Below are 22,499 nucleotides of genomic sequence, written 5' to 3' on the forward strand. Positions count from 1 at the left end.
ACTGCTTGCGATTAAAAGCAAAATTTTGCCTTTAGCAACCAAAAAGACTAAATTTAGCTATTTGCTAAATTTAACCAACTAAATTTTTATCAATCTCTACAATTCTCAAAAAAGCTTTTCTGGCACTTTTTTTAGCCTGCTCGCTTAGTCCTTCTTCAAAATTTAAGACATTTTCGAGCAATACGCTAATGCCTAAAAAAAGCGTCTTTGGGCAAATTTTTCGCAAATAGCTTAAAAGCACTGGCGTTGGGAGGTTGTGAGTTGAGTAGATGTAATCTCTATCGTCACTTAGGTCGAAAAACTCTATCTTATCCTCATCAAAGCCGCTCATCGCATCAACTACTATCAAGATATCAGGTGCAAATTCTCTAATAGCTGAAAATTCATTCTCAGGCACATCTTGCCCGAAAAATACCTTCCACTCTTTTAGCTCGGCCTCTACGATGCGGCCGACTTCGTTACCCACATCATCGTCGCCACGCATAGGATTACCGATGCAAAGGATGGCTTTTTTCATCAAAAGTCCTTCCTAAGCACGATATATCCTTCTTTTAAATTTGCCAAAATTTCTTTAAGCTTACACTCACAAAGCTGCGGCAAGAGTTTAGCGATATGCTCGGCAAAAATTTCAACTTCAAAATATTTGCTTAAATTTCCGATTTTAAATTTCACGTATTCGCCTGAGTTTTTGATCATCTCGTCAAATTCCTCATCGCTTAGCTCTAAAATTTTCTCGCTAAAATCAATCGTGCCAACGCCATGTCCCACGCAAGTGGAGAAAATTTTTATCTCCTTTAGCTCGCGTGGAAGCTTGTCGTTGTCGTCCATATGCCTTTTTGTAAGCTTATAAACTTGTATCATCTCTTACTCCAAACCTCGCTATCAACGTCTATCGCAAAGCTTTTATCAGCTTTTGCATATTTTAGATAGACATCATTATGCAAAAGCCCCATGCACTCAGCATATCTAGGATCTTCCTCTTTTTTGATAGCTGTAAGCACAGCCTCTCTTGAAATGCTTGGGTCATGGACATCTTTTGAACATTTGATAGCATTCATATATTTTTCAAAAAGGATTCTACCAAAGATATAGCTCATTAGCCTTCTACTTTCAGCTTGCAAGTCACGCTCAAACAAGATATCGCCTATGACCGACTTCTCAACTGAAGGTGGCAATGTGTTATCTTCCTCATAGCTTTTTTTATGAAGTTTTTGATCGATGATACCAAGAGCCATGCCAAGGCCGTAAATAATGCTTGCTGGATGTGGAGGACAGCCTGGGATATAGACATCGACTGGGATTATCTTATCGATGCCACCCCAAACGCTATAAGCGTCATGGAAAATTCCGCCACTGCTTCCGCACGCACCAAGAGCAACTACGATCTTAGGATCTGGGGTCGCCTCATAAGCACGAAGAAGTGGATAATACATCTGTCTTGTTACAGGACCGGTGCAAAGCAAAATATCAGCGTGTCTTGGGTTTGCTACAAGTTTAAAGCCAAAACGCTCAGGATCCCACATCGGCGTAATAGCTGCAAAAATTTCTATCTCACAGCCGTTACAGCTTCCGCAGTCGATCCTATAAACGCTAAAGCTTCTTTTGATATTTTTTAGATGCTCTAGCTTTGCAGTTAGATCATTTGCTGTTTTTATGTCCTCTGGGACTTGATATAGACTCATTTTATAGCCTCCTCAATGCCTTTTGTTAGCCTCTCAGCAGATTGATTTTTCTTGCACTCTGGGCAGATATAAAGGTAGTCTTTTGCCTCTTCAAGTCTGCCTGGGAGTAAATTTGCTGTGCCAAGCTTTTCAAGTGTGAAATTTATAAGCCTTTTTGGCGTAAATGGCTTGCCGCAGCATTTACAAGTTTGCATCTCAAGCTCGCCTCTTTGTATAAGAGCACTCTTGTCAAATTTAACCGCAAGCTCAAAGCTATCGCTAAGTCTTACAGCTCCAGTTGGGCAAACCTCATCGCAGCGACCGCAAAATATGCAGCGTCCGCAGTCAAATTCCCAAACAAGCTTTGTTTGCTCCTCGTTCATCTTAAGCTCTATCGCATTACTAGGACAAGCGATACCGCAAGCTGCACAACCTATGCAAAGATCGTATGTATAGTTTGGCTGACCACGGAAATTTTCAGGAACAATATATGGCTCAAATGGATAGGCGTATGTCGCTTTTCCATATTTTTCTGTGATGTCAAATAACTTCATCATCTTAAATCCTTTTTACTAACCCCGCCATCTTGACAGAATTTTTTAAGGTCTTTTTCTGTTAAAATTTTGCTCTTTTTAGTCCTTACATCGACTAATGTAACACGCTCTGTACATGAGTAGCAAGGGTCAAGTGAGCAAACGATAAGCGCAGCGTCACTTATGTTGTTTCCTCTGAATTGATATCTTAGGCTTGGCCAGTTGTTATATGTTGCTGCTCTGCATCTCCAGCGATATACTTTTTGAGCGCTGCCTTGCATGATCCAGTGAACGTTCTCGCCACGTGGTGCTTCATCATGACCAAGTGCAAAATTTTCAGGTTTGATCATAGTCACAGGATCGATCATGATCGGAGTTTGAGGCATTAGCTCAAAGCATTGGCGGATGATGTGGATAGAGCTTTTTAGCTCTTTATATCTAACCATCTCACGAGCAAAAACGTCGCAACCATGCTCAACTGCTACTTCAAATTCTATCTGTTTAAAAAAGTCGTATGGGTGATCGTAGCGGTTATCACGTTTAAAGCCAGAGCCTCTCATATTTGGACCAACTGGGCTAAAGTCACGTGCTATTTGGCGGTCTAGGATTCCTACACCTTTCCAGCGACCGATTTGGCGTTTATCCTCCATAACTGCGTCCCAAATTTCTGAAATTTGAATGTCAAGTTTATTTATGATCTCGATGCCTTTTTTGATCTCTTGGTTTGTCATATCACGTCTTAAGCCACCCATAACGACGTTACCGTATGTTTTACGTCCGCCAGTTACTAGCTGAGCTAGCTCCATAGAGTACTCACGAACTCTAAAGATGTGCATGAAAGCGTTGTAGTTACCAGTAACCTCACAAGCTAGACCGATATTTAAAAGGTGGCTGTGAAGACGCTCAATCTCAAGACAGATGACGCGTATAGCTTGAGCTCTTAGTGGAATTTCAAGCTTGATAGCTTTTTCTGCTGCTTCAATACAAGCGATAGCGTGAGCATAACCACAAATTCCACAAACGCGCTCTGCAAGATAGCCCATTTGATCATAGTTCATTCTGTTTTCAGCTAGCTTTTCCATACCTCGGTGTTGATAAAAGAGGCGGTAGTCAGCATCGATGATCTCATCACCATCACAGAAAAGTCTAAAGTGACCTGGTTCATCTGAAGTAATATGTAGTGGTCCAAGTGGCACATCAACTACTGCATCACCTGTTGGGAACAAAAACTCAGAATCAGGCTCATCTCTATGATCAACCGGATCAGGGCGGTAGCGATAATCCATCGCATCTTTTCTAAGTGGATGAAGTCCATCTGGCCAGTCATCACTTAAAACTAGACGCCTTTTATCAGGCAAACCTTCAGCCACTAGACCAAACATATCATAAGCTTCTCTTTCGTACCAAACACAAGCTGGCACTAGTGGAGTAACAGATGGGAATGTCGGATCACTTCCAGGAATAAGCGTTTTAACAGTGATAAAGCACTTATCCTCAGCCGCAAAGTCATCCGCCTCAGTCATCTTGCTACCTTCCATTGAGATAGCATAGTAAAGCGCAAAGCTGCCATTTATCTGGCGCTCGTCATTTGGTATCATCGTACTTATAAAGCCGCCAATATCATAATAAAGCGTTTTAACAGCTAGTGGAAGATCATTTCTATCAACCAAAACTGTGATCTGATCGTCTGCTTGACGAGTTACCTCTAAAATTTTTACTTTAGTTTTTAGGATTTCAACAAATTTATCGCCTCTCATTTTAAAGCTCCCATCATTATATTAACACCGTTATCTACTAGCGTATAAAAGCTATCTACGTGCCATACGCCAAAGATTATGATAAGGGCACAAAGTGCTATAAGAGGTAAATTCTCTAACAAACTCATCTCTTTATTATGAACAACCACACCTTTTGGCTCGCCAAAGCTTGCCATGTTAAAGTGCGCAAAGTCAGCTATGAAAATAACTGCAAGTGCAATAGCAAATAGCGCAACTGCGATGTATTGACCACTTGTGATGGCTCCTACAAAGACGTTATACTCGCTAACAAATATAGCAAATGCTGGAACACCAACTAGTGAGCAAACAGCCGCGCCAAACATTATAGTGGTAATTGGTGCGATCTTAACCATGCCGCCCATCTTACTCATATCTTTGTGGCCATAAATTCTTGCAATGTTGCCTGTTGAGCAAAATGCCAAAGCTTTTGTAAAGCTGTGAGCCAAGCAGTGGAATATCGCTGCAAATAGACCAAATTTACCGCCAACACCAAGTGCAAATGCGATAACGCCCATGTGAACGATTGAGTGATATGCAAACATTCTTTTTACGTTGTGTTGTCTGATTAGGAAAAATCCCGCTACAAATAGTGTGATAGTTCCTGATACGATCATTATGCCCTCAACGAAGCTAAATCCAACTGCTTGAGCTGTGATAGCGTAGTATCTTAAGAGCGCTAGCATCGCACATTTTAAAAGTACGCCTGAAAGCAAAGCTGAGATAGGTGCTGGACCTTCAGCGTGAACATCTGGTAGCCAAGTGTGAGTTGGAGCAAGACCAGCTTTTGTACCAAAACCAATTAGAGCAAATACAAAGATAAGCTTTGCTGCATCTGGGTTTAAATTTTTAGCATTTGCCATTATGCTTGAAAATAGCATAGAAGCTTCGCCATCTCCTAGAGTGCTAAATGTGGCTGAGTATAAAAGAACAGTCGCATAAAGTGCAAATGCTAGGCCGATTGAGCAAAGAACAATGTATTTATAGCCACTCTCTGTTGATTTTTGATCTTTGTGGATAGCGACCAAAAATACTGAAGCTAGTGTTGTAGCCTCGATAGCTGCCCACATAAACGCAACGTTGTTGCAAATAACGCTTAAAGTCATTGTAAAGATAAATACATGGCTTAATGCATAATATTTTTTAAGATCGCTTAAGTGGATGTGTCCGTCTTCAAGCTCCCATCTCATGTAGTGGATAGAGTAGAAATTTACTATAAATCCAGTTACAGCAATAAGCACCAAGAAAACACAGCCTAAGCTATCTAAAAACAAAAATTTATCAAAACTATAAAAAGTTCCACTACTTAAGACTTTAAGAACATTGTTAAGTAAAGCCACCGATGTCGCAGCAGAAAACAAAACGTGAAGTCCGCTTAATACCGCATAATTTTTAGGACTCAAAAACAAGACCAAAGCACCAAGGAGCGGTAAGATAAGTATTAAAGCTAAACTTTCCATCTCTAACCCCTTAAATTTGAAGCTTTAGAAGTATCTAAGCTATCATAAGCTTTATAAAATCTAATCGCTAGAATGCTCATGATGATAACGGCAAATATCGCATCTGTTAAAATTCCAAGCTCGACTAACTCATGTGAGTTATAAGCCATTAGAGCAAGGCTTAGGTGGATACCGTTTTCAAACAAGCAGTAAGCTAGAATTTGTTTTATAAATGAGTTTCTTAGCATGAAGCCAAAAATTCCCATCATAAAGACCGTTCCAGCTGCGATTAGCATGATCTCTTCTTTGATAAGAGAGAATTTTAAAAATATAGGGTGGATACTCATTGAAAGAGCTAGAGAAAATCCCATAGCAATAACAGGACTTACAAAAAATCCACCAACTGGCTCATCTTCGCTAACTACGCCAAGTTTTTTGATAAGCCAGAATAAAATTCCTGGCACAAGTAAAACTTTGGTAAAAAATGCAACGATCGCCCAAGTTTTGAGTTGCTCGGCGTTAAATTTCTCAGATAGCAAGAAAAATATGCTAACTAAAAGTAGTGTCTCAATCGCATAAGCGATGATTGAGAGTTTTAAGCTTCTAAGACCAAAAACCGCAAGCGAAGTTACGATCATGCAAATGGCTAAAATATCAAGTGTTTGCATCTCACACTCCTACTACATAAAGTGTTAGTGCAACAAACGAGATAGCAAGTGCACCAAGTGCATTTTTGCGTAAAGATGAAGTCATTTTAAAGCGTGGACCAAAGTTGTCTATAAAGACAGCTGCTACGTAAAATACTCCAGTTTTTATCACAAAAATGATGATAGCTAAGAAAGGATTGCTAAAATTCCATGGCTCAAATATAGTTAGGAAAAGTCCGATCATAGCAAACTGTTTTAATATAAGTGATGCTTGAACTAAACCAAGGTCGCTACCTGCATACTCGCCAAGTAAGCCTTCTTGAAGCTCTTGCTCAGCTTCAGCTACGTCAAATGGTTTTCTGCCAGTCTCAACGTACATGCACCATAAAAATGCGATAGAAGCTACAGCAAAGCTTGGGATTTGATATCCAATAACACCGGTTTTTACCATCTCTTGGATCTCAATTAAATTTGATGTTTTAGCTGCAAGCATTACGACGATTAGACACATGATCATAACTGGCTCGACATATACGCCCAGCATTTGCTCCCTGCCGCCGCCTGTTGCTGCAAATGGGTTGCCGCTATCCATTGAAGCTGCACCAAATACAAATCTAAGCAACGCGCCAAGATAGAGGATCACAAATATATCTGAATATGCTCCAAAAACAGTATCTTTGCTATATGTTATAGGTATAGCAGCTAGAACTGCAGCTGAAGTTGCAAAAAGGAAAAATGGAGCCCATCTAAATACCCAGTGTGAGCACTCAGGCACAGTTCTTCCTCTTCTAAAGAGTTTTATAATGTCGCGATATGTTTGAAAGAAATCGCTACCTTGTTTTGATTGAAGTCTAGCTCTTAGTTTTCTTGCCATACCATCAAACAAAGGAGCTACCAAAACGATAACGACTACTTGAAATATCATTAAAAGTATAGTTTGCATTTTCGTCTCCTAAACTAAAAAGTAGCCCACAGCAAGTATGGCACAAAGATAAATTAGGATATAAAGCGTATAGACGTTTGTGTATCCGCTTTGAACAATGCCTAGTTTATCAGCAAATTTCATACACCATTTAATGACTGGCTCATAAAACATTCCCCACCAGATATCTTTTGGATGGTTGTGATATTCAACCGCGTCAAAATAATTTCTAGTAACGATCTTTTTATCAGCTCTAAATAGCCATTGCATGATCTTTCTAAGATCGCCTGTAAATGGACCACCTGTCATTTGCATACGTGAGCTATATTTAAAGCCACATGCCCAAGGATCAGTCTCGCGTGGTTTATCTCTATTTGCTTTCATAACAGCAAGGATGATAAATGGCAAAATCATAGTCGCACATAAAACTAAAGCGATAAGCGGAGTTGAGATCATACTGCCTATTGGTGAAGTTACATTTATAGCACCAAGGCTAGCTTTATAGTCGCTTATAGCGATAGAATTTACAGCTTGCATGATGTAATCAACTATGTAGTTTGCGCCAAGACCAAAGCCAACGCAGCCTATCATTAGGATGATCATACCAAGAACCATGCCTATTGGACTCTCTTTAGCATTTTCCCAAATTTTTTGATCTCTTGGAGTACCTGCAAAGATAACAGCGTAAAGTTTTAAGTGCATACCGACCAAAACGCCTGTTAGCGCAAGAGCTACGACGCCAAGTGTAAATGCATATCTAACTAATGTTCCCTCGCCCATCGCGCCTTGAAGCATACCTTGATATGTAAACCACTCTGAAACAAAGCCGTTTACTGGAGGCAAGGCTGCGATACCCATAATACCTATAAACATACCAAGGCTTGTCCATGGCATTTTTTTAGCAAGACCACCAAGGATGTCCATATTTTGTGTATGAGTAGCGTGGATAACCGAACCAGCACAAAGGAAAAGCAGACCTTTAAATATAGCATGGTTAACTACGTGGTAGCAACCTGCTAGAAAACCTACTGCTGCAAGTGTTAAATTTCCAGCCGCAACGCCATAAATTCCTGTGCCAAGACCTAGTAAGATGATGCCTATGTTCTCAACTGAGTGATAAGCAAGCAAAGCCTTGAAGTCGTGTTGGCAAAGAGCGTATAAAACACCAAATAATGAGCTAGCTGCACCAAGAGCTAGAATCGTAAGACCAAAATATGTACTAAGTGGCAAGTAAAGTGTAAATTTAACTAATGTAAATAGAGCAACTTTAATCATAACGCCTGACATAAGGGCTGAAACGTTTGATGGTGCTGCTGGGTGAGCTTGTGGAAGCCAAACGTGAAATGGCCACATACCAGCTTTACTACCAAAGCCGACCAAAAATAGTGCAAATACAGCAGCAGAAGCGCCAAATGGCATCTTAACACCCATAAATGCGCTAAATTCAAAGCTTCCTGCGTAGTAAGCAGTGATAAGCAAGCCACAGGTTATACAAAATGCACCGATTTGTGCGATGCCAAGATATACCATAACCGCTTTAAGTGTATTTTTACCGTCATTGACGATGATAAGAAATGATGAAATAAGAGTCATAAGCTCCCATAAAACAACAAAGCAAAATACATTATCAGCACTAATTACTAGAAGCATTGAGAGTATAAATGTATTAAACAAACATGCAAACACGCCAACATTTGCTTTTTTGATATACTCATCTGCATAGCTCATACCATAAACGCTACTTGCAAATCCGATGAAAACAACGACAAAGCTAAAGAAATTTCCAAGTGGATTTAGCGCAAATTTTGGCGAATACAAAAAGCCATCCATAAGAGCAAAGCTATCACTTACTCCCATATTTGCAACAAAGTGGCACATCGCGTAAAAACAGCTTAAAGCGCTTAGTCCAAAACCAACCTTTACAGCGGCCTTTGGAGCACAATAAAGCAAGATGCTAACGACGGCACTTACAAGAAATAGCATATAAACCGTAGTCATCTTATGCTCCTTGTCCGTTTAAAATTTTAGTAGCAAATTTATTCGCTGCTTCATAGTCTATCCTCTTGCCAAGTTTATGTTTGCCCTCTTCTGGATCAATCATAACAAGAGCACTCGTTGGACAGACATCAACACAAGCTGGTCCGTTCTCACGACCAAAGCACATATCGCATTTAACAGCGATATTTTTTGCACCTGATTGTGACTCTATCTCAAGGTTGTACTTTGGCTCGACAGCGTAATTTACTGAAGGCATAAGCTCTGCACTTGAGCTTATCGCACCGTAAGGACAAGCGATCGTGCACATCTTACAGCCTATACAAATTTCCTCGTGAAGCTCGATGCAATTATCATTAAATCGCAATGCCCCAGTTGGACATACATTCGCACAAGGACCATCGTCGCATTGTCTGCACTGAGTTGGCATAACGCCAGTAGCTTCTCTTAGCACACTTAGCCTTGCACGTGACAGCTTGCCGCGTTCATAAGCGCTCTTAAAACATGCAGCCATGCAGGTCGCACATCCTATACAGCGTTTATAATCGGCAATCACAAATTTATGTTTTTTCATAAATTCCTCCCATTAAACAAGGCTAAACTGCCCTGCTCACTTTTAAAGTGATGGTTAGTCACCAAAATAGAGATAGTTAAATTTTTATTTAACATCTCAAACGCTCCTTCCTAATTTTTGTAATAATTCTATAACTTATAATGAATAAATTCCGTCATCTATCTGACAAATTTTGTATTTTTAGAATTAAATTTTTATTTTATATATTCTTAAGATTATCTATTAAGTATCGATTTTTAGGTATATTTATTTGCTAAAGGATAATATTTATTAATAAAATTTTCCTATAAAGAGTAAAAATATCTTAATTAACTTTAAATTTAAAAGTTAATTATTTAAGCTCGGGTTAATTAAATAAAACTGAAATTTAAAAATCTAAAATATAATACGGCCTTTAAATTTAAAGGCTTTTTATGGGAATTTTTATAGTTATAGTTTTGTTTATCGCTTCAGTTTTTGCTTTTATAAAATTCGCCCCGGTTTTTGGTGGCGTGCCAGACGCCAAGAGCCAAAAGCTGATAGAGGCTTCGCCAAATTTCAACGGCAAAGTTTTTATAAATTTAGAACCAACGATTGATATGGTAAAAAATAATCCGCAAGCATCTATGTTAAATTATATTCCGCAAGCGCTCTTTCCACCAAAAGGTAAGCTACCAACTAAGCCTTTGCCAAATTTAAAATTTGATGCAAAAGCCCTCAAAAATGGCGAGTTTATCTGGCTTGGGCACGTTAGCCTCATCTGTAAGCTTGATGACAAAACCATTGTCACTGACCCTGTTTTGCACCGAGCATTTCCACTGTCAATTGGCGGTAAGCCCTTTACCTACGAGCATGCTATCACCGCTAGCGACTACCCAGATGCGATCGACATCGCCCTCATCTCGCACGATCACTACGATCATCTTGATTACAAAACAATACTCGAGCTAAAGGATAGAATTTGCAAATTTCTAGTGCCGCTTGGCGTAAAAGCTCACCTTGTAAAATGGGGCGTTGATGAAGACAAAATTTATGAGTTTGACTGGTTTGGTGATCAAAAAATAGGAAATTTAAACTTCATGTTTTGTCCTTCAAGGCACTTTAGTGGGCGCACATTTAAAAGAAATACGACGCTTTGGGGTGGCTGGGCGGTTGAAGGGGCTGGCTTTAGCTTTTATTTTAGCGGAGATGGCGGATACGGCAAGCATTTTAAGATGATAAATGAGAAATTTGGCGCCTTTGATCTAGTTTTTATAGAAAATGGTGCTTACGGCGATGGCTGGCCTTACGTGCATATGAAGCCAGAGGAGTCAGCGCAAGCACTAAAAGATCTTGGTGCAAAGCTTGGTATGCCGGTGCACTGGGGCAAATTTGATCTATCTTATCACGCTTGGGATGAGCCGATCAAGCGTTTTGAAAAGGCAGCGACAAAACTTGAGCTAAACTACGCAACGCCGATGATCGGAGAAGTTTTCACCGCACAAAATCCGCCTAGAAAAAAGTGGTGGGAGAAAATTTAGGAATAAAATTTGCTCTAAATTTTAAAATCCAAAAGGAAATGCAGATGAAAATTTCTGAAAATTTAGCAAATCTAAAAAATGTCATCGATAAAGCTGCAAAAAACGACCTTGATATGAGCGCAACTGGAAGCTTTTTACAAAATTTAGAAAAAGCAAATAAAGAGACTGAAAAAATTTATAAACAGCTAGAAAAAGAGCTAAAAAGCGATGCGCAAATGTTTAAACAATTTGACTTCATGCAGATGATAACAAAGCTTCAATACGGCAACCTAAAGCCAAATGAACGTGAAAAACTACTCAATAAAATGAGCAAGATCGCCAAGGAAATTTAATTTTAAATAGGCTTGATGTGGAGCTAAATTTTACTATTCTTGTGAAAATTAGCGGGTTTTAGTGAGTGATTTGCTTAAAATAAATTTATTTAAATAGCGACCGTTAAAACTCAGATATATTTCTATTTTCTACCGAAACGCTTGTGCATTCATAGCTTACATGGTGGCATAGGCATACTACTGCTTTAGGTTTTAGGCAAATCTTTAAAATTTCATAAACGAGTAATTTTGGCTCTAAAATTTGAGCTAAGCAGTAAGTGAAGCCAGATTTTAGTAGCCAATTCTTGCAAGTGAATGAAAGTTTTAAAATTTGCAAAATAGTAAATTTCTATTTTTAAAAATATAGACTTTAAATTTAAAAACTTTATTCGAAAGGGAGATAAGGGGACTTGAATTACGAAGCCGTACCCTTATCTCCTTTTTTAAATCCCCTGTCTGCTTGCATTTACGAGACGAAGTCGAAGTAAAAACCCCTTGCACGTTAGAGAGCATGCGATAGCGCTTTGCGCCGCATGTATTTTACATCAAGCAAGTGTCAGGTAAATTTTAAAATTTATGAGCGAGCATATCACGCTTGCAAATTCGGTGGCAAGTGATAACGAGACCTGAATTTGGTAAGTTGCTAATGCGAGTGAGTAAGATTTTAAAATTTGTAAGAGTATTTGATCAAATTTACAAAAACGAATTTAAAAAATACCTATTTATATATGTAAATTTACCAGAGAGGATTTAAGAGCCAAAGAGGCTCTTAAATTTTAGTGTAGTTCGCTCCAAACTTTGCGTTTCCAAAGCCAAGCAAAAATTCCTAATATAAAGAAGTAGATCATGACATAAAGCCCTGTGCTCTCGCGCTCAGCCTTCTTCTTGTCGCCTACTTTTTGAATATAAGCTACCACGTCGTCTTCAGCGGCTTTATTTAAACCAACTCTTGGCATTGCGGTACCTGGTAGCATCTTTTGAGTATCGTTTATAAATTTATGTAAATACTCATCGCCTTTTGAACGGATCATCATCGATAGATCAGGTGGGTTTGAGCCCATATAAGCAGCAAGGCTTACTTTGTTGCTAAATGCATATTTTTTGTCATATTTTATATCATGACATCTTTGACATGCATCAGCGAAAACCTTTTCTTCAGTGATCTTATTATTTGCCTTTTCATAATCAGCAGATACTTTTTTCAAATAAGCTACTATATCGGCAGTCTCAGCATTTATATCACCACCAGCACCCATAAATGCGGTCATCGGAAATGGATGCTCGTCGTTAAATTTATGAGTTAGCTTTAAAGCCATATTTGGATTTTTAATGAGTGCGGCCAAGAATTTATCATCATAAATTTTACCAGCGGTACTAAGATCTGGTGGTACTACACCAAAGCTTTGACTAGCTGTCTCAGCATCCATACCAGCTGGCATACCTGCTGCTTCTATACCGTGGCATCCTGTACATCCTGCTGCTACAAAGGTATCAGCACCCCTTGTGGCGTCACCTTTTGTAAGATCGATAGAGTTAATATCATTCCAAAATGCTGTATAGTCATCAAGAATTTTTTGTGCTACTTCTACATCTTTTGTAGCCGCGTCTATACTTGCCTTATTTCCGCTAGCCTTAGCAGTCTCAAGTGCTGCCTTTTTTTGCTCTAAAAAGTGCTTTGCATAGTCAGTATCTTCTTTTGAGAAGTTATACTCAGCATTTGCAGTGTGTGGATGAAGTTTTGTGTGAGCATAAGGCTCAATACCCCAATATAAAACACCTGAAAGAATAACAACAATGGCAAAAATTTTAAGCTCTTTCATAATTAGCCCCTCTTTCTTTCAAGTATTGTTATAACTGGTAACGCAATTATAAATAAGAACAAGAATAGCAATGACGAATAAAACCCTATCCAGTCATTATAACCACCTGTTGGGAGCTTACCATATATAGATAATACGATAAGATCGATAACTAAGACCCAAAACCATATAAAAAATAGTGGTCTTTTGTGAGCTGGAGCTACAAGGTCGCTTCTATCAAGAAGAGGTATAAGCATGAATGCAACACCCGCAAACGCAAACGCGATAAGACCAATGTTATAAGCAGAAATTCCGGCTATATCAAAGAAAAAGCCACGTAAAATTTCATATTGCCACAAGAAATACCACTCTGGATAGATATGTGGTGGGGTTTTTAGTGGATTTGCTGGCTCAAAGTTGATAGGATCCATTGCAAAGTTGAAGTGATAGCAAACAAGATAGATGACAAATATCATAAAGAATGATACATACATAAAGTCTTTTGCCAAAAATCCTGGCCAAAATGGTATAACTTTAGATTTTGCTCTATCGCCGTGTAAATACTCTTGTGCCTCTACTTCAAAGTCTATATCTTCGCTTGTTAGGTTATTAACGTGTGGAACTCTTAAAGAGTAGAAGTGAATAACCAAAACAGCTATCGTTACAAGTGGCAATAAACAAACATGAAGCATAAAAAATCTAGTAAGTGTTGAGTCGCCAACTGCGTAATCACCTCTAATCCACTCAACTAAAGCATCACCAATAACTGGCACACCGCCAAAAAGCTGAGTGATAACAGTTGCCGCCCAGTAGCTCATCTGTCCCCATGGAAGCATATAACCACTAAATGCCTCTGCTGAAAAACAGATAAATAGCACCATACCACTTATCCAAATGACTTCCCTACCTCTTTTATATGAACCATAGTAAAGTCCAGTAAGCAAGTGAATATACATAATAAGAAATATCGTAGAGGCTGAAACTGCGTGAATGTGACGCCAAAGCCAGCCATACTCGACCTCTTGCATGATAGTATAATTTACACTATCAAATGCCAAATTTACATCTGGTTTGTAATACATTAAAAGTAAAAAACCAGTAACAATTAAGAGCATAAAAAGCGTTGTTAAAATAACGCCCATTGCCCAAAGGAAATTTATATTTTTTGGTATCCAGTATTCGCTAACTAGAACCTTCATAAGTTTTGTAAAAGCTAGGCGTTGATCAAGCCAGTCAATAACGCCAGTTGATTTATGAGCTAAAGACATTGCTATCCTCCTAAGCTTTTGCTACTAATTTTTCGTATTCTGGGCTTGTTTCGCCTAGAACTAGCTTGGTTCCATCAATCTTAAATGGTGGTATATCAAGTGGTCTTGGAGGAGGTCCGTATGTTTGCATTCCGTCGGCATTAAATTCGCCACCATGACAGGCACATACAAACATTTGTTTACTTGCTTTATACTCAGGTATACAGCCAAGATGCGTGCAAAGTCCGATAAGAACTACGTATCTAGCATCCCCTACAACAACATCTCTTTTGTCATTTTTAGCCATATCAGGACTTTTTTTAAGGATGAAAATAGGCTTTTTACGCCATTCAACCTGCCTCATTTCTCCATCTTTGATCGGACTTAGATCAACTGTTGTGAAACCAGCAGCTTTTACGCTTGGAAGCGGATCCCAAGTCTTTTTAACAGCCACTAGTGACATAGCGCCGCCGACAGCTGCCACAGCACCAAACGCAAGGCCGATAAAGCTACGTCTTTCTTGCTTTACTGACATTAAATTCCTTTCTATAAATAAATTCTTAACGATTATACTCTCAAAAAATTAAAAAAGTATAATTTCTAAATATAATCTGCAAAAATAATGTTAATTTTAGCTTAAACGTAAATCTTGATTTTAAGATAAAAATTTTAAGCTTTATGGCTTTTTGAAATAAATCTAAAATCAAAATCAGCCAAGCCTTTTCTCATTCATCTTTATATAAATATGTAAGATATCAATCGCAGCTGGCGTGATACCTGAGATTTCACTCGCAGCAAAGAGCGTAGGCGGTGCAAATTTCTCAAGCTTTTCGACCACTTCATTACTAAGACCACTAACACTTCTAAAGTCAAAATTTTCAGGAATTTTCACATCCATCATATCTTTCATTTTTTCTATCTGATTTTTTTGCTCATTTATGTAGTGCTGATATTTACACTCGGTTAAAATTTGATCCACACTCGCATCATCCAAATTTGAAAATTTCTGATCAAGCTTTCTTAGTTTCTCAGCTGTAAAGCTCTTACGTGCGACAATCTTTTGAAGGCTCACATTTTGACTGATCGGCTCTTCATCAAGGCTGGCTAAAAGCTCTAAATTTTGCTTACTTGGCGTAATTTGAGTATTGTTAAGGTAAGCAAGCCCATCTTTTAAATTTTGCCTGATAGCTTCAATTTCATTAAAAGTCTCATCATCAATAAGTCCAAGCTCATGGCCATATCCGCCAAGCCTTAAAATGGCATTTTCCTCACGCAAAAGCAAGCGGTACTCCGCCCTACTCGTAAACATCCTGTATGGCTCTTTTGTCCCTTTTGTAACAAGATCGTCGATCAAAACACCAATATAAGCTTCATCGCGGCGCAAGACAAGTGGTTCTTTATTATCAAGTGAAAGCGCTGCATTTATACCAGCCATTAGCCCTTGAGCGCCAGCTTCCTCGTATCCAGTCGTTCCATTTATCTGTCCAGCTAGATAAAGCCCTTTTACCTTTTTGGTCTCAAGGCTGTGTTTTAGCTGTGTTGGCTCGACGTAATCGTACTCGATGGCGTATCCATGCCTTACGATTTTTGCATTTTCAAAACCCTTTACGGAGCGTAACATCTGCACTTGCACTTCATAAGGCAAGCTAGTCGAAAAGCCGTTTATATAGTACTCTGTAGCTTCAAGTGTTTGAGGCTCTATGAAAAGGTGGTGTCTGTCGCGGTCGCCAAAGCGGTTTATCTTATCCTCTATACTAGGGCAATATCTTGGTCCTATACCCTCGATCTGGCCTGTAAAAAGTGGCGCTTTGTCGAAATTTGAGCGGATTATCTCATGCGTAGTTTCGTTTGTATAGGCGATATAGCATGGCAGCTGCGTTGGTGAGAAATTTTTAGTTCTAAAGCTAAATGCAACTGGCTTTTCATCGCCATCTTGCTTTTCTAAAATTTTAAAATTTATCGTTTTTGCATCGATCCTTGGACATGTTCCAGTCTTTAGCCTACCTAAATTTAGCCCAAGCTCCCTTAGACTGCCGCTTAGATCCTTTGCGCTTAGCTCGCCCACGCGGCCGGCTTCTAGTTTGTTAAATCCAACGTGAATTAGCCCATTTAAAAATGTGCCAGTGGTAATTATCACCTTTTTTGCGTTATAGATGTTATTTAGGTGGGTTTTAACGCCTGTTACTTCGCCATTTTCGCTTAAAATTTCAGTGGCGATCTCTTGAGAAATTTCTAAATTTGGAGTATTTAAAAGCAAATTTCTCATATAAACGCGGTATCTATCCATATCGATCTGAGCGCGGCTACCACGTACTGCTGGGCCTTTGCTCTCATTTAGCACGCGAAACTGGATGCCAACAGCATCAGTCGTAAGCCCCATTTGACCGCCAAGCGCGTCGATCTCTTTTACAAGATGTCCCTTCGCAAGGCCCCCAATGGCTGGATTACAGCTTGCGGCGCCTATTTGTTCAGCTAAGATCGTGATAAGTAAAGTTTGCTTGCCCATTCTGGCTGCTGCAAGACTTGCCTCAATACCTGCATGTCCGCCGCCAACGACGATGATTTCATAGTTCATGATAAATTTTTCCTTATTTTTGATTGCGTGATTTTATCCAAAAGCATATAAAATTTAAATTTTTAAAAAATTTTTATTACCAAATTTAATGTAGAGTTTTTTATTAATAATATTTTAAATATTTTGCTGTTAGATTTACAAAATTTTTAAAATCACAAAGGTCTTTCTATGATGAGTTTATTAAAAGTTGCTGGCTTTTTGCCCTACCTTGCGATCGCATTTTTAAATGCAAGCGTCGATCTAGCACACAAAATAACCATACAAAACGTTCTTTTAAAAACATACGATGGCGACATACTTTTTATCTTAACAGCTGTCATAAACGCAATGATCTTGCTACCATTTATCTTTTTATTCTCGCCCTCAAGCTTTATAAATGATAAATTCTCAAAGACAAAAGTCATAAGAATTTGTGCTATTTTTGGCCTTGTCATTAGTGTCGCGGTGCTTTTTAGCTATCTTGCAGGTGCTTTTGGCGTAGCCTTTGCTTTAACGCTCATACTGGCTGCTCAAAGTGCGATCTACTCACCAGCAAAATACGGTATCATCAAAGCCCTAGTCGGCCCTGAGCGCCTTGGCACAGCAAATGGCATCATCCAAGCGCTCACCATCGTTGCTATACTTTTTAGCTCATTTTTATTTTCATTTATATTTGAAAATTTATATATTCAAGGTGGAAACTCAGAAGAGATCTTAAAAAGCGTCTATCCTATTGGCATCTTTTTAGTCGTATTTAGCGCGCTTGAAGCATATTTTGCCTATAAGTTACCTTGCATTGATGAAAAAGACGAAACAAGCGAAAATTTTGATATTAAAAAATATATTCGCCTTAGCTATTTAAGAGAAAATTTAAAAGAAGTAAGGTCAGATAAAAATATCTGGCTAAGCATCGCTGGACTTAGTATATTTTGGGGAATTTCTCAGATCATCATCGCAGCTTTTCCAGCTCATTACAAAGCCGTTTTTAATGACGACAGCTCGCTAGCGGTGCAAGCAATACTTGCAGCAAGCGCCATAGGCATCGCATTTGGCTCATACGTGGCTGGCTCTATGTCAAAGCTTCACATCGAGCTTGGTATCGTGCCGATGGGCGCTATTGGTATATTTTTCTCACTTTTATTTTTCGCATTTGGCTCAAGCATCGGCGTAGTGAGCCTTAGCTCATTTGCATTTGGCTTTTTTGGTGGAATTTTTATAGTGCCGCTAAATGCGATGATCCAATACTTTGCCCCGCAAAAGACTACCGGCAAGATAATGGCGGCAAATAACTTCTTACAAAACGTCTCAATGTTGCTATTTCTAGCTATTGGCATAGGTTTAGTATATTTTAAAATTTCAACCACTGGGCTCTTTGTCTTTACAGCACTTGTCTGCCTAATCGGCAGTTTTTACGCTATTTTGCAGCTTCCACATCTTTTCACAAGGCTACTTTTACTGCCATTTTTAAAGACAAAGTACCGATTTTTCGTTGAGGGGCTTCAAAATTTACCACAAAGTGGCGGCGCGCTACTTCTTGGTAATCACATCAGCTGGATCGACTGGCTCGTGCTTCAAGCTGCAAGCCCAAGGGGCATAAGATTTGTCATGTATAGAACGATCTATAACAAATGGTATCTAAAGCAAATTTTTAAATTTTTTAAAGTGATCCCAATAGGCGCAGGGGCGAGCAAAGAGTCGATCGAACTAGTTAGAGAGTGCCTAAAAAATGGCGAAGTAGTCGCGCTTTTTCCAGAGGGCCACATCAGCTACAACGGCCAGATAAATGAGTTTCAAAAGGGCTTTGAGCTTATCATCAGAGATCTAGAAGAAGTTTGCATCGTGCCATTTTACCTTCGTGGCCTTTGGGGCTCGAGCTTTTCAAGAGCTAGTAAATTTTACAAAGATCTTACTTCTAAAAACTGCAGACGCGACATCATCGTCGCCTTTGGTAAGCCGATAACCACATTTATAAACGCTGCAAAGATGAAGCAAAAGGTGCTTGAGCTTAGCTTTTCATCGTGGGAGAGCTTTATCTCAAGACAAAAACCACTAACCGAGGAGTGGCTAAGCAATGCAAAAGAAGAGAAATTTAAAGAGTGCGTGAGCGACAGCACTGGGTTAAATTTGAGCAACTTGAAATTTATAACAGCTGTTTTAGTCTTTATCAAAATTTTTAAACGCGAGCTAAAAGATGAGAAAAATATAGGCATCTTGCTGCCTAGCTCAAGCATCGCAGCTATCGTAAATATGGCGCTTCTTGCCATGGGCAAAGTGAGCGTAAATTTAAACTATACGCTAAATGAGACCTCGCTAAATCACGCCCTAAGAAAGGCAGATATAAACACAGTCATCACCTCTAGCAAATTTCTTGAAAAACTAGCGCTTAAAGGCTTTGATCTAAAAGATGCGATGAGTGGCAAGGCTAAATTTGCAGAAGATCTCTCAGCTAGCGTCTCAAAAAAAGAGAAATTTTTAACGCTTTTAACTGCCTTTTTTGCCCCAGTTTGGCTTATTAAGCTTTGCTATTTTAAGCGTGTAAGTTTAGAAGATACGGCTACCATTTTATTTAGTAGCGGTAGCGAGGGCGAGCCAAAAGGCATCGAGCTAAGTCACAAAAATTTACTTGCAAACATTAAGCAAATAAGCGAACTTCTAAATTTCAAAAAAGATGACGTGATCTTAAACTCACTCCCTGTTTTTCACTCATTTGGACTAACGGTCACCACGCTCATGCCACTTTGCGAGGGCATAAAAATGGTAAGCGTGCCTGACCCAACAGACGGAGCGACTATCGGCAAAATGGCGGCAAGACACAGCGCTAGCATCATCTTTGGCACCTCGACCTTCTTTAGGCTCTACACCAGAAACAAAAAGCTTCATCCACTAATGTTTCAAAGTGCCAGAATGGTCGTAGCTGGGGCTGAAAAGCTAAAACCTGAGATAAAAGATGAGTTTAGGCTCAAATTTGGCATAGAAATTTATGAAGGTTATGGCGCGACAGAAACGGCACCGGTAGCTGCTGTAAATATGCCAAATATCCTAGAAAAAGAGAGCCTAAAAGAGCTTACATTTAATAGACCTGGCAGCGTTGGCATGCCTCTACCTGGCACTATCATAAAAATAATCGACCCAGAGACACTTGAAGAGCTAGAAACTGGCACAGACGGGCTCATCGTCATCGGCGGATCGCAGGTGATGAAGGGCTATCTAAACGACGAAGCTAAAACAAGCGAGGTCATCACGCACATTGATGGCGTAAGATACTATAAAACTGGCGATAAAGGCCACATCGATGAAAACGGCTTTGTATTTATCGTCGATAGATATTCAAGATTCGCCAAAATAGGCGGCGAGATGATAAGCCTTGGAAACGTCGAAGAAGAGCTTACAAAGGTGCTTGGGGGCGACGTTGTCTTTAGCAGCGCAAATGTGCCAGATAGTAAAAAGGGCGAAGCGATCGCACTTTTAGTAAAAAGTGGCACAGAGCCTGAAAATTTAGAGCAAATTTTAAAAGAGAGTAGCCTTGCTCCTATAATGATGCCAAGCTATATCTTCATCGTTGATGATATCCCAACACTTGCAAGCGGCAAAGTTGATTTTAAGGGCGTAAAAGCTCTAGCAGTCTCACTTCTAGCGGAGTGAGGCACCGCCCTCTTTCTTTGTGACAAAATACTACCCAGGTTGCAGTTGCGACTGATATTTGCATAAATCTTAAAAATTTTCTGCAAAGAGTTTTGTATAAAAATTTCTATTGCTTTTTAAATTTGGTGCAGTCTGCGTAGTTGCATGCTTGTTCTCTTTAAATTCTACTTTTACAAAATTTTACTGGCAGATCATAAAAGATGATGCTATACAAATAGTGAACAAATGGGCTATAACGTAGAAAAAGGTAACAAAGTGCTGCTAATTAAGATAAATTTTGCCCTAAATGAGCTTAGCAAGGAAGGAGCTTTAAGCGAAATTTCGCTTAAATACTTCGACAAAGATATTTTAAATAAGGAGAATTAATGAATTTTAAGCCCATTTTTGGCTTGATCGCAGGTGCTTTTTTAGCTTTAAATTTAAATGCTTCAACTATCAAAAAAGGCGAACTTATCGTCGCAACTGAAGGCACTTACTCACCTTACTCATTTTACGATGAAAAGGGCGAGCTAGTAGGATATGACATAGATATCGCAAGAGCGGTAGCGCAAAAGCTAAATTTAAAAGTTGAGTTTCTAACAGCTCCTTGGGATGCGATGCTAGCTGCTTTTGATGCTGGCAAAGCAGATGTTGTTTTTAACCAAGTTAGCATAAACGAAGATAGAAAGAAAAAGTATGGTATGAGCGTACCTTACACTATGCCATATCCGGTAATTGTCGTGCATAAAGATAATAACGACATCAAAAGTTTTGCTGATCTAAAAGGCAAAAAGAGTGTGCACTCTGCGACTAGCAACTGGGCAGCGATAGCTGAGAAAAATGGCGCAACAGTGGTCGTAGCTGATGGCTTTAGCAAAGGTGTGGAGCTTATCATCTCAAAAAGAGCTGATGATACGATAAACGATAACGTTACATTTTTTGACTACATCAAACAACGCCCAAATGCGCCACTAAAAATCGCATACACAAGCAACGAGCCGATGCCAACAGCTGCAATCGTTAAAAAAGGCAACACCGAGCTACTAGAAGCGATAAACAAAGCGCTTGATGAGCTAAAAGCCGAGGGCAAGATAAGTGAAATTTCGATGAAATATTTTGGAAAAGATATTTCAAAATAAAGGATCAAAATGAAATTTACAAATTTATTAAAAGTAGTAGCTGTGCTTGCAATGGCTCTAAATTTACAAGCAAAAACTATAAAAGATGGCGTGCTAACAGTAGCAACTGAAGGTACTTACGCGCCTTTTACATTTTATAATGATAAAAATGAGCTAGTGGGATACGATGTAGATATCGCAAGAGCGGTAGCGCAAAAGCTAAATTTAAAAGTTGAGTTTCTAACAGCCCCTTGGGATGCGATGCTTGCTGCATTTGACGCTGGTAAGGCCGATGTTGTATTTAATCAAGTAAGTATAACTGACGAGAGAAAGAAAAAGTATGCTTTTTCAGTGCCTTATACTGTGACATTTGGTGCCATCATCACTAGAAAAGATAATAACGACATAAAAAGCTTTGCCGACCTAAAAGGCAAAAAAAATGCCGACTCAGCTACGAGCAACTGGGCGAAAGTCGCCGTAAAATACGGCGCTGAACACGTCGTAACAGATAGTTTTGCTAAAAGTATGGAGCTTCTTATATCAAGACGCGTAGATGCTGTTGTAAGAGACAACATCGTATTTTACGACTTCATAAAAGAGCGCCCAAATGCACCTGTAAAGATAGCTGCCTCACTTGACGAGAAAGACTACACAGCAGCAGCTGTTAAAAAGGACAATGCCGAGCTTGCAGAGCAAATTTCAAATGCTCTAAATGAACTTTCAAAAGAAGGCAAACTAGAAGCTATCTCAAAAAGCTACTTTGGCAAAGACGTCTCAAAATAAATTTATAAACCAACAAGGCAA

20 protein-coding genes are annotated in these 22,499 nt (G+C 39.2%); 6 read left to right on the top strand and 14 right to left on the bottom strand.

What is annotated here, in order from left to right; translation table 11 throughout:
- Positions 1-70: 70 nt before the first annotated feature.
- From G6W45_RS06935 to G6W45_RS06980, 10 genes are read right to left on the bottom strand one after another with little or no spacing between them, the layout of a single operon-like run.
- Entirely contained in the window at positions 71-517 is a 447-nt protein-coding gene (locus G6W45_RS06935; RefSeq protein ID WP_021091859.1) for a hydrogenase maturation protease, read from the bottom strand.
- Positions 517-861 carry a formate hydrogenlyase maturation HycH family protein gene (locus G6W45_RS06940; RefSeq protein ID WP_021091884.1) on the bottom strand — a complete coding sequence of 115 codons (345 nt, stop codon included), beginning with the start codon at positions 859-861 and terminating at the stop codon, positions 517-519. Before G6W45_RS06940 ends, G6W45_RS06935 begins: the two co-directional genes overlap by 1 nt.
- A complete protein-coding gene (locus G6W45_RS06945) occupies positions 858-1,682 on the bottom strand; it encodes an NADH-quinone oxidoreductase subunit B family protein (RefSeq protein ID WP_021091627.1) in 825 nt (274 codons plus the stop codon). The genes G6W45_RS06940 and G6W45_RS06945 overlap by 4 nt, the downstream gene beginning before the upstream one ends.
- On the bottom strand, positions 1,679-2,218 hold the full coding sequence (locus tag G6W45_RS06950) for a formate hydrogenlyase complex iron-sulfur subunit (protein ID WP_054197155.1): 540 nt from the start codon (positions 2,216-2,218) through the stop codon (positions 1,679-1,681). Before G6W45_RS06950 ends, G6W45_RS06945 begins: the two co-directional genes overlap by 4 nt.
- Positions 2,215-3,951, bottom strand: a complete 1,737-nt coding sequence (locus G6W45_RS06955) for a hydrogenase large subunit (RefSeq protein ID WP_194167991.1) — start codon at positions 3,949-3,951, stop codon at positions 2,215-2,217. Before G6W45_RS06955 ends, G6W45_RS06950 begins: the two co-directional genes overlap by 4 nt.
- Entirely contained in the window at positions 3,948-5,429 is a 1,482-nt protein-coding gene (locus G6W45_RS06960) for a hydrogenase 4 subunit F (RefSeq protein ID WP_194167992.1), read from the bottom strand. Before G6W45_RS06960 ends, G6W45_RS06955 begins: the two co-directional genes overlap by 4 nt.
- 2 nt (positions 5,430-5,431) lie before the next feature.
- Positions 5,432-6,076, bottom strand: coding sequence for a hydrogenase 4 membrane subunit (gene hyfE, locus G6W45_RS06965; RefSeq protein ID WP_021091711.1), 645 nt, complete (start codon positions 6,074-6,076; stop codon positions 5,432-5,434).
- A gap of 1 nt (position 6,077) precedes the next feature.
- Positions 6,078-6,998 carry a respiratory chain complex I subunit 1 family protein gene (locus tag G6W45_RS06970; RefSeq protein WP_072594545.1) on the bottom strand — a complete coding sequence of 307 codons (921 nt, stop codon included), beginning with the start codon at positions 6,996-6,998 and terminating at the stop codon, positions 6,078-6,080.
- A gap of 9 nt (positions 6,999-7,007) precedes the next feature.
- Positions 7,008-8,975, bottom strand: a complete 1,968-nt coding sequence (locus G6W45_RS06975; RefSeq protein WP_021091554.1) for a proton-conducting transporter transmembrane domain-containing protein — start codon at positions 8,973-8,975, stop codon at positions 7,008-7,010.
- Between the two features lies 1 nt (position 8,976).
- Positions 8,977-9,546, bottom strand: coding sequence for a 4Fe-4S dicluster domain-containing protein (locus G6W45_RS06980; RefSeq protein WP_021091760.1), 570 nt, complete (start codon positions 9,544-9,546; stop codon positions 8,977-8,979).
- A 413-nt stretch (positions 9,547-9,959) separates the two neighbouring features.
- On the opposite strand from G6W45_RS06980, the gene G6W45_RS06985 reads away from it, so the two are divergent.
- Together G6W45_RS06985 and G6W45_RS06990 are read left to right on the top strand one after the other, a co-directional pair.
- Positions 9,960-11,045, top strand: coding sequence for an MBL fold metallo-hydrolase (locus G6W45_RS06985; RefSeq protein WP_194167993.1), 1,086 nt, complete (start codon positions 9,960-9,962; stop codon positions 11,043-11,045).
- 44 nt (positions 11,046-11,089) lie between these two features.
- Entirely contained in the window at positions 11,090-11,377 is a 288-nt protein-coding gene (locus G6W45_RS06990) for a hypothetical protein (RefSeq protein ID WP_021091759.1), read from the top strand.
- A gap of 755 nt (positions 11,378-12,132) precedes the next feature.
- Here G6W45_RS06990 and G6W45_RS06995 read toward each other — a convergent pair.
- The 4 genes from G6W45_RS06995 to mnmG form a co-directional block, all read right to left on the bottom strand.
- The gene (locus tag G6W45_RS06995; protein ID WP_194167994.1) at positions 12,133-13,176 is read right to left on the bottom strand and encodes a c-type cytochrome; all 1,044 of its coding nucleotides are present in this window, start codon (positions 13,174-13,176) and stop codon (positions 12,133-12,135) included.
- Positions 13,177-13,178: 2 nt separating this feature from the next.
- A complete protein-coding gene (locus tag G6W45_RS07000; protein ID WP_103641610.1) occupies positions 13,179-14,423 on the bottom strand; it encodes a cytochrome b in 1,245 nt (414 codons plus the stop codon).
- Positions 14,424-14,433: 10 nt separating this feature from the next.
- Complete coding sequence (gene petA, locus G6W45_RS07005) at positions 14,434-14,937, bottom strand: ubiquinol-cytochrome c reductase iron-sulfur subunit (protein WP_021091707.1); 504 nt, start codon at positions 14,935-14,937, stop codon at positions 14,434-14,436.
- Between the two features lie 174 nt (positions 14,938-15,111).
- Complete coding sequence (gene mnmG, locus G6W45_RS07010) at positions 15,112-16,977, bottom strand: tRNA uridine-5-carboxymethylaminomethyl(34) synthesis enzyme MnmG (RefSeq protein WP_194167995.1); 1,866 nt, start codon at positions 16,975-16,977, stop codon at positions 15,112-15,114.
- Between the two features lie 168 nt (positions 16,978-17,145).
- Here mnmG and G6W45_RS07015 point away from each other — a divergent pair, with 168 nt between their 5' ends.
- The 4 genes from G6W45_RS07015 to G6W45_RS07030 all read left to right on the top strand — a co-directional run bounded on the left by G6W45_RS07015 (position 17,146) and on the right by G6W45_RS07030 (position 22,478).
- Positions 17,146-20,598: an acyl-[ACP]--phospholipid O-acyltransferase gene (locus G6W45_RS07015; RefSeq protein WP_194167996.1), complete on the top strand. Its 3,453-nt coding sequence runs from the start codon at positions 17,146-17,148 to the stop codon at positions 20,596-20,598.
- A 225-nt stretch (positions 20,599-20,823) separates the two neighbouring features.
- Entirely contained in the window at positions 20,824-20,964 is a 141-nt protein-coding gene (locus G6W45_RS07020; RefSeq protein ID WP_194168061.1) for a hypothetical protein, read from the top strand.
- Entirely contained in the window at positions 20,964-21,716 is a 753-nt protein-coding gene (locus G6W45_RS07025; protein ID WP_194167997.1) for an amino acid ABC transporter substrate-binding protein, read from the top strand. The genes G6W45_RS07020 and G6W45_RS07025 overlap by 1 nt, the downstream gene beginning before the upstream one ends.
- 9 nt (positions 21,717-21,725) lie before the next feature.
- A complete protein-coding gene (locus G6W45_RS07030) occupies positions 21,726-22,478 on the top strand; it encodes an amino acid ABC transporter substrate-binding protein (RefSeq protein ID WP_194167998.1) in 753 nt (250 codons plus the stop codon).
- The last annotated feature ends 21 nt before the right edge of the window (positions 22,479-22,499 follow it).

Source organism: Campylobacter concisus (assembly GCF_015229955.1).
Lineage (GTDB): Bacteria > Campylobacterota > Campylobacteria > Campylobacterales > Campylobacteraceae > Campylobacter_A > Campylobacter_A concisus_AT.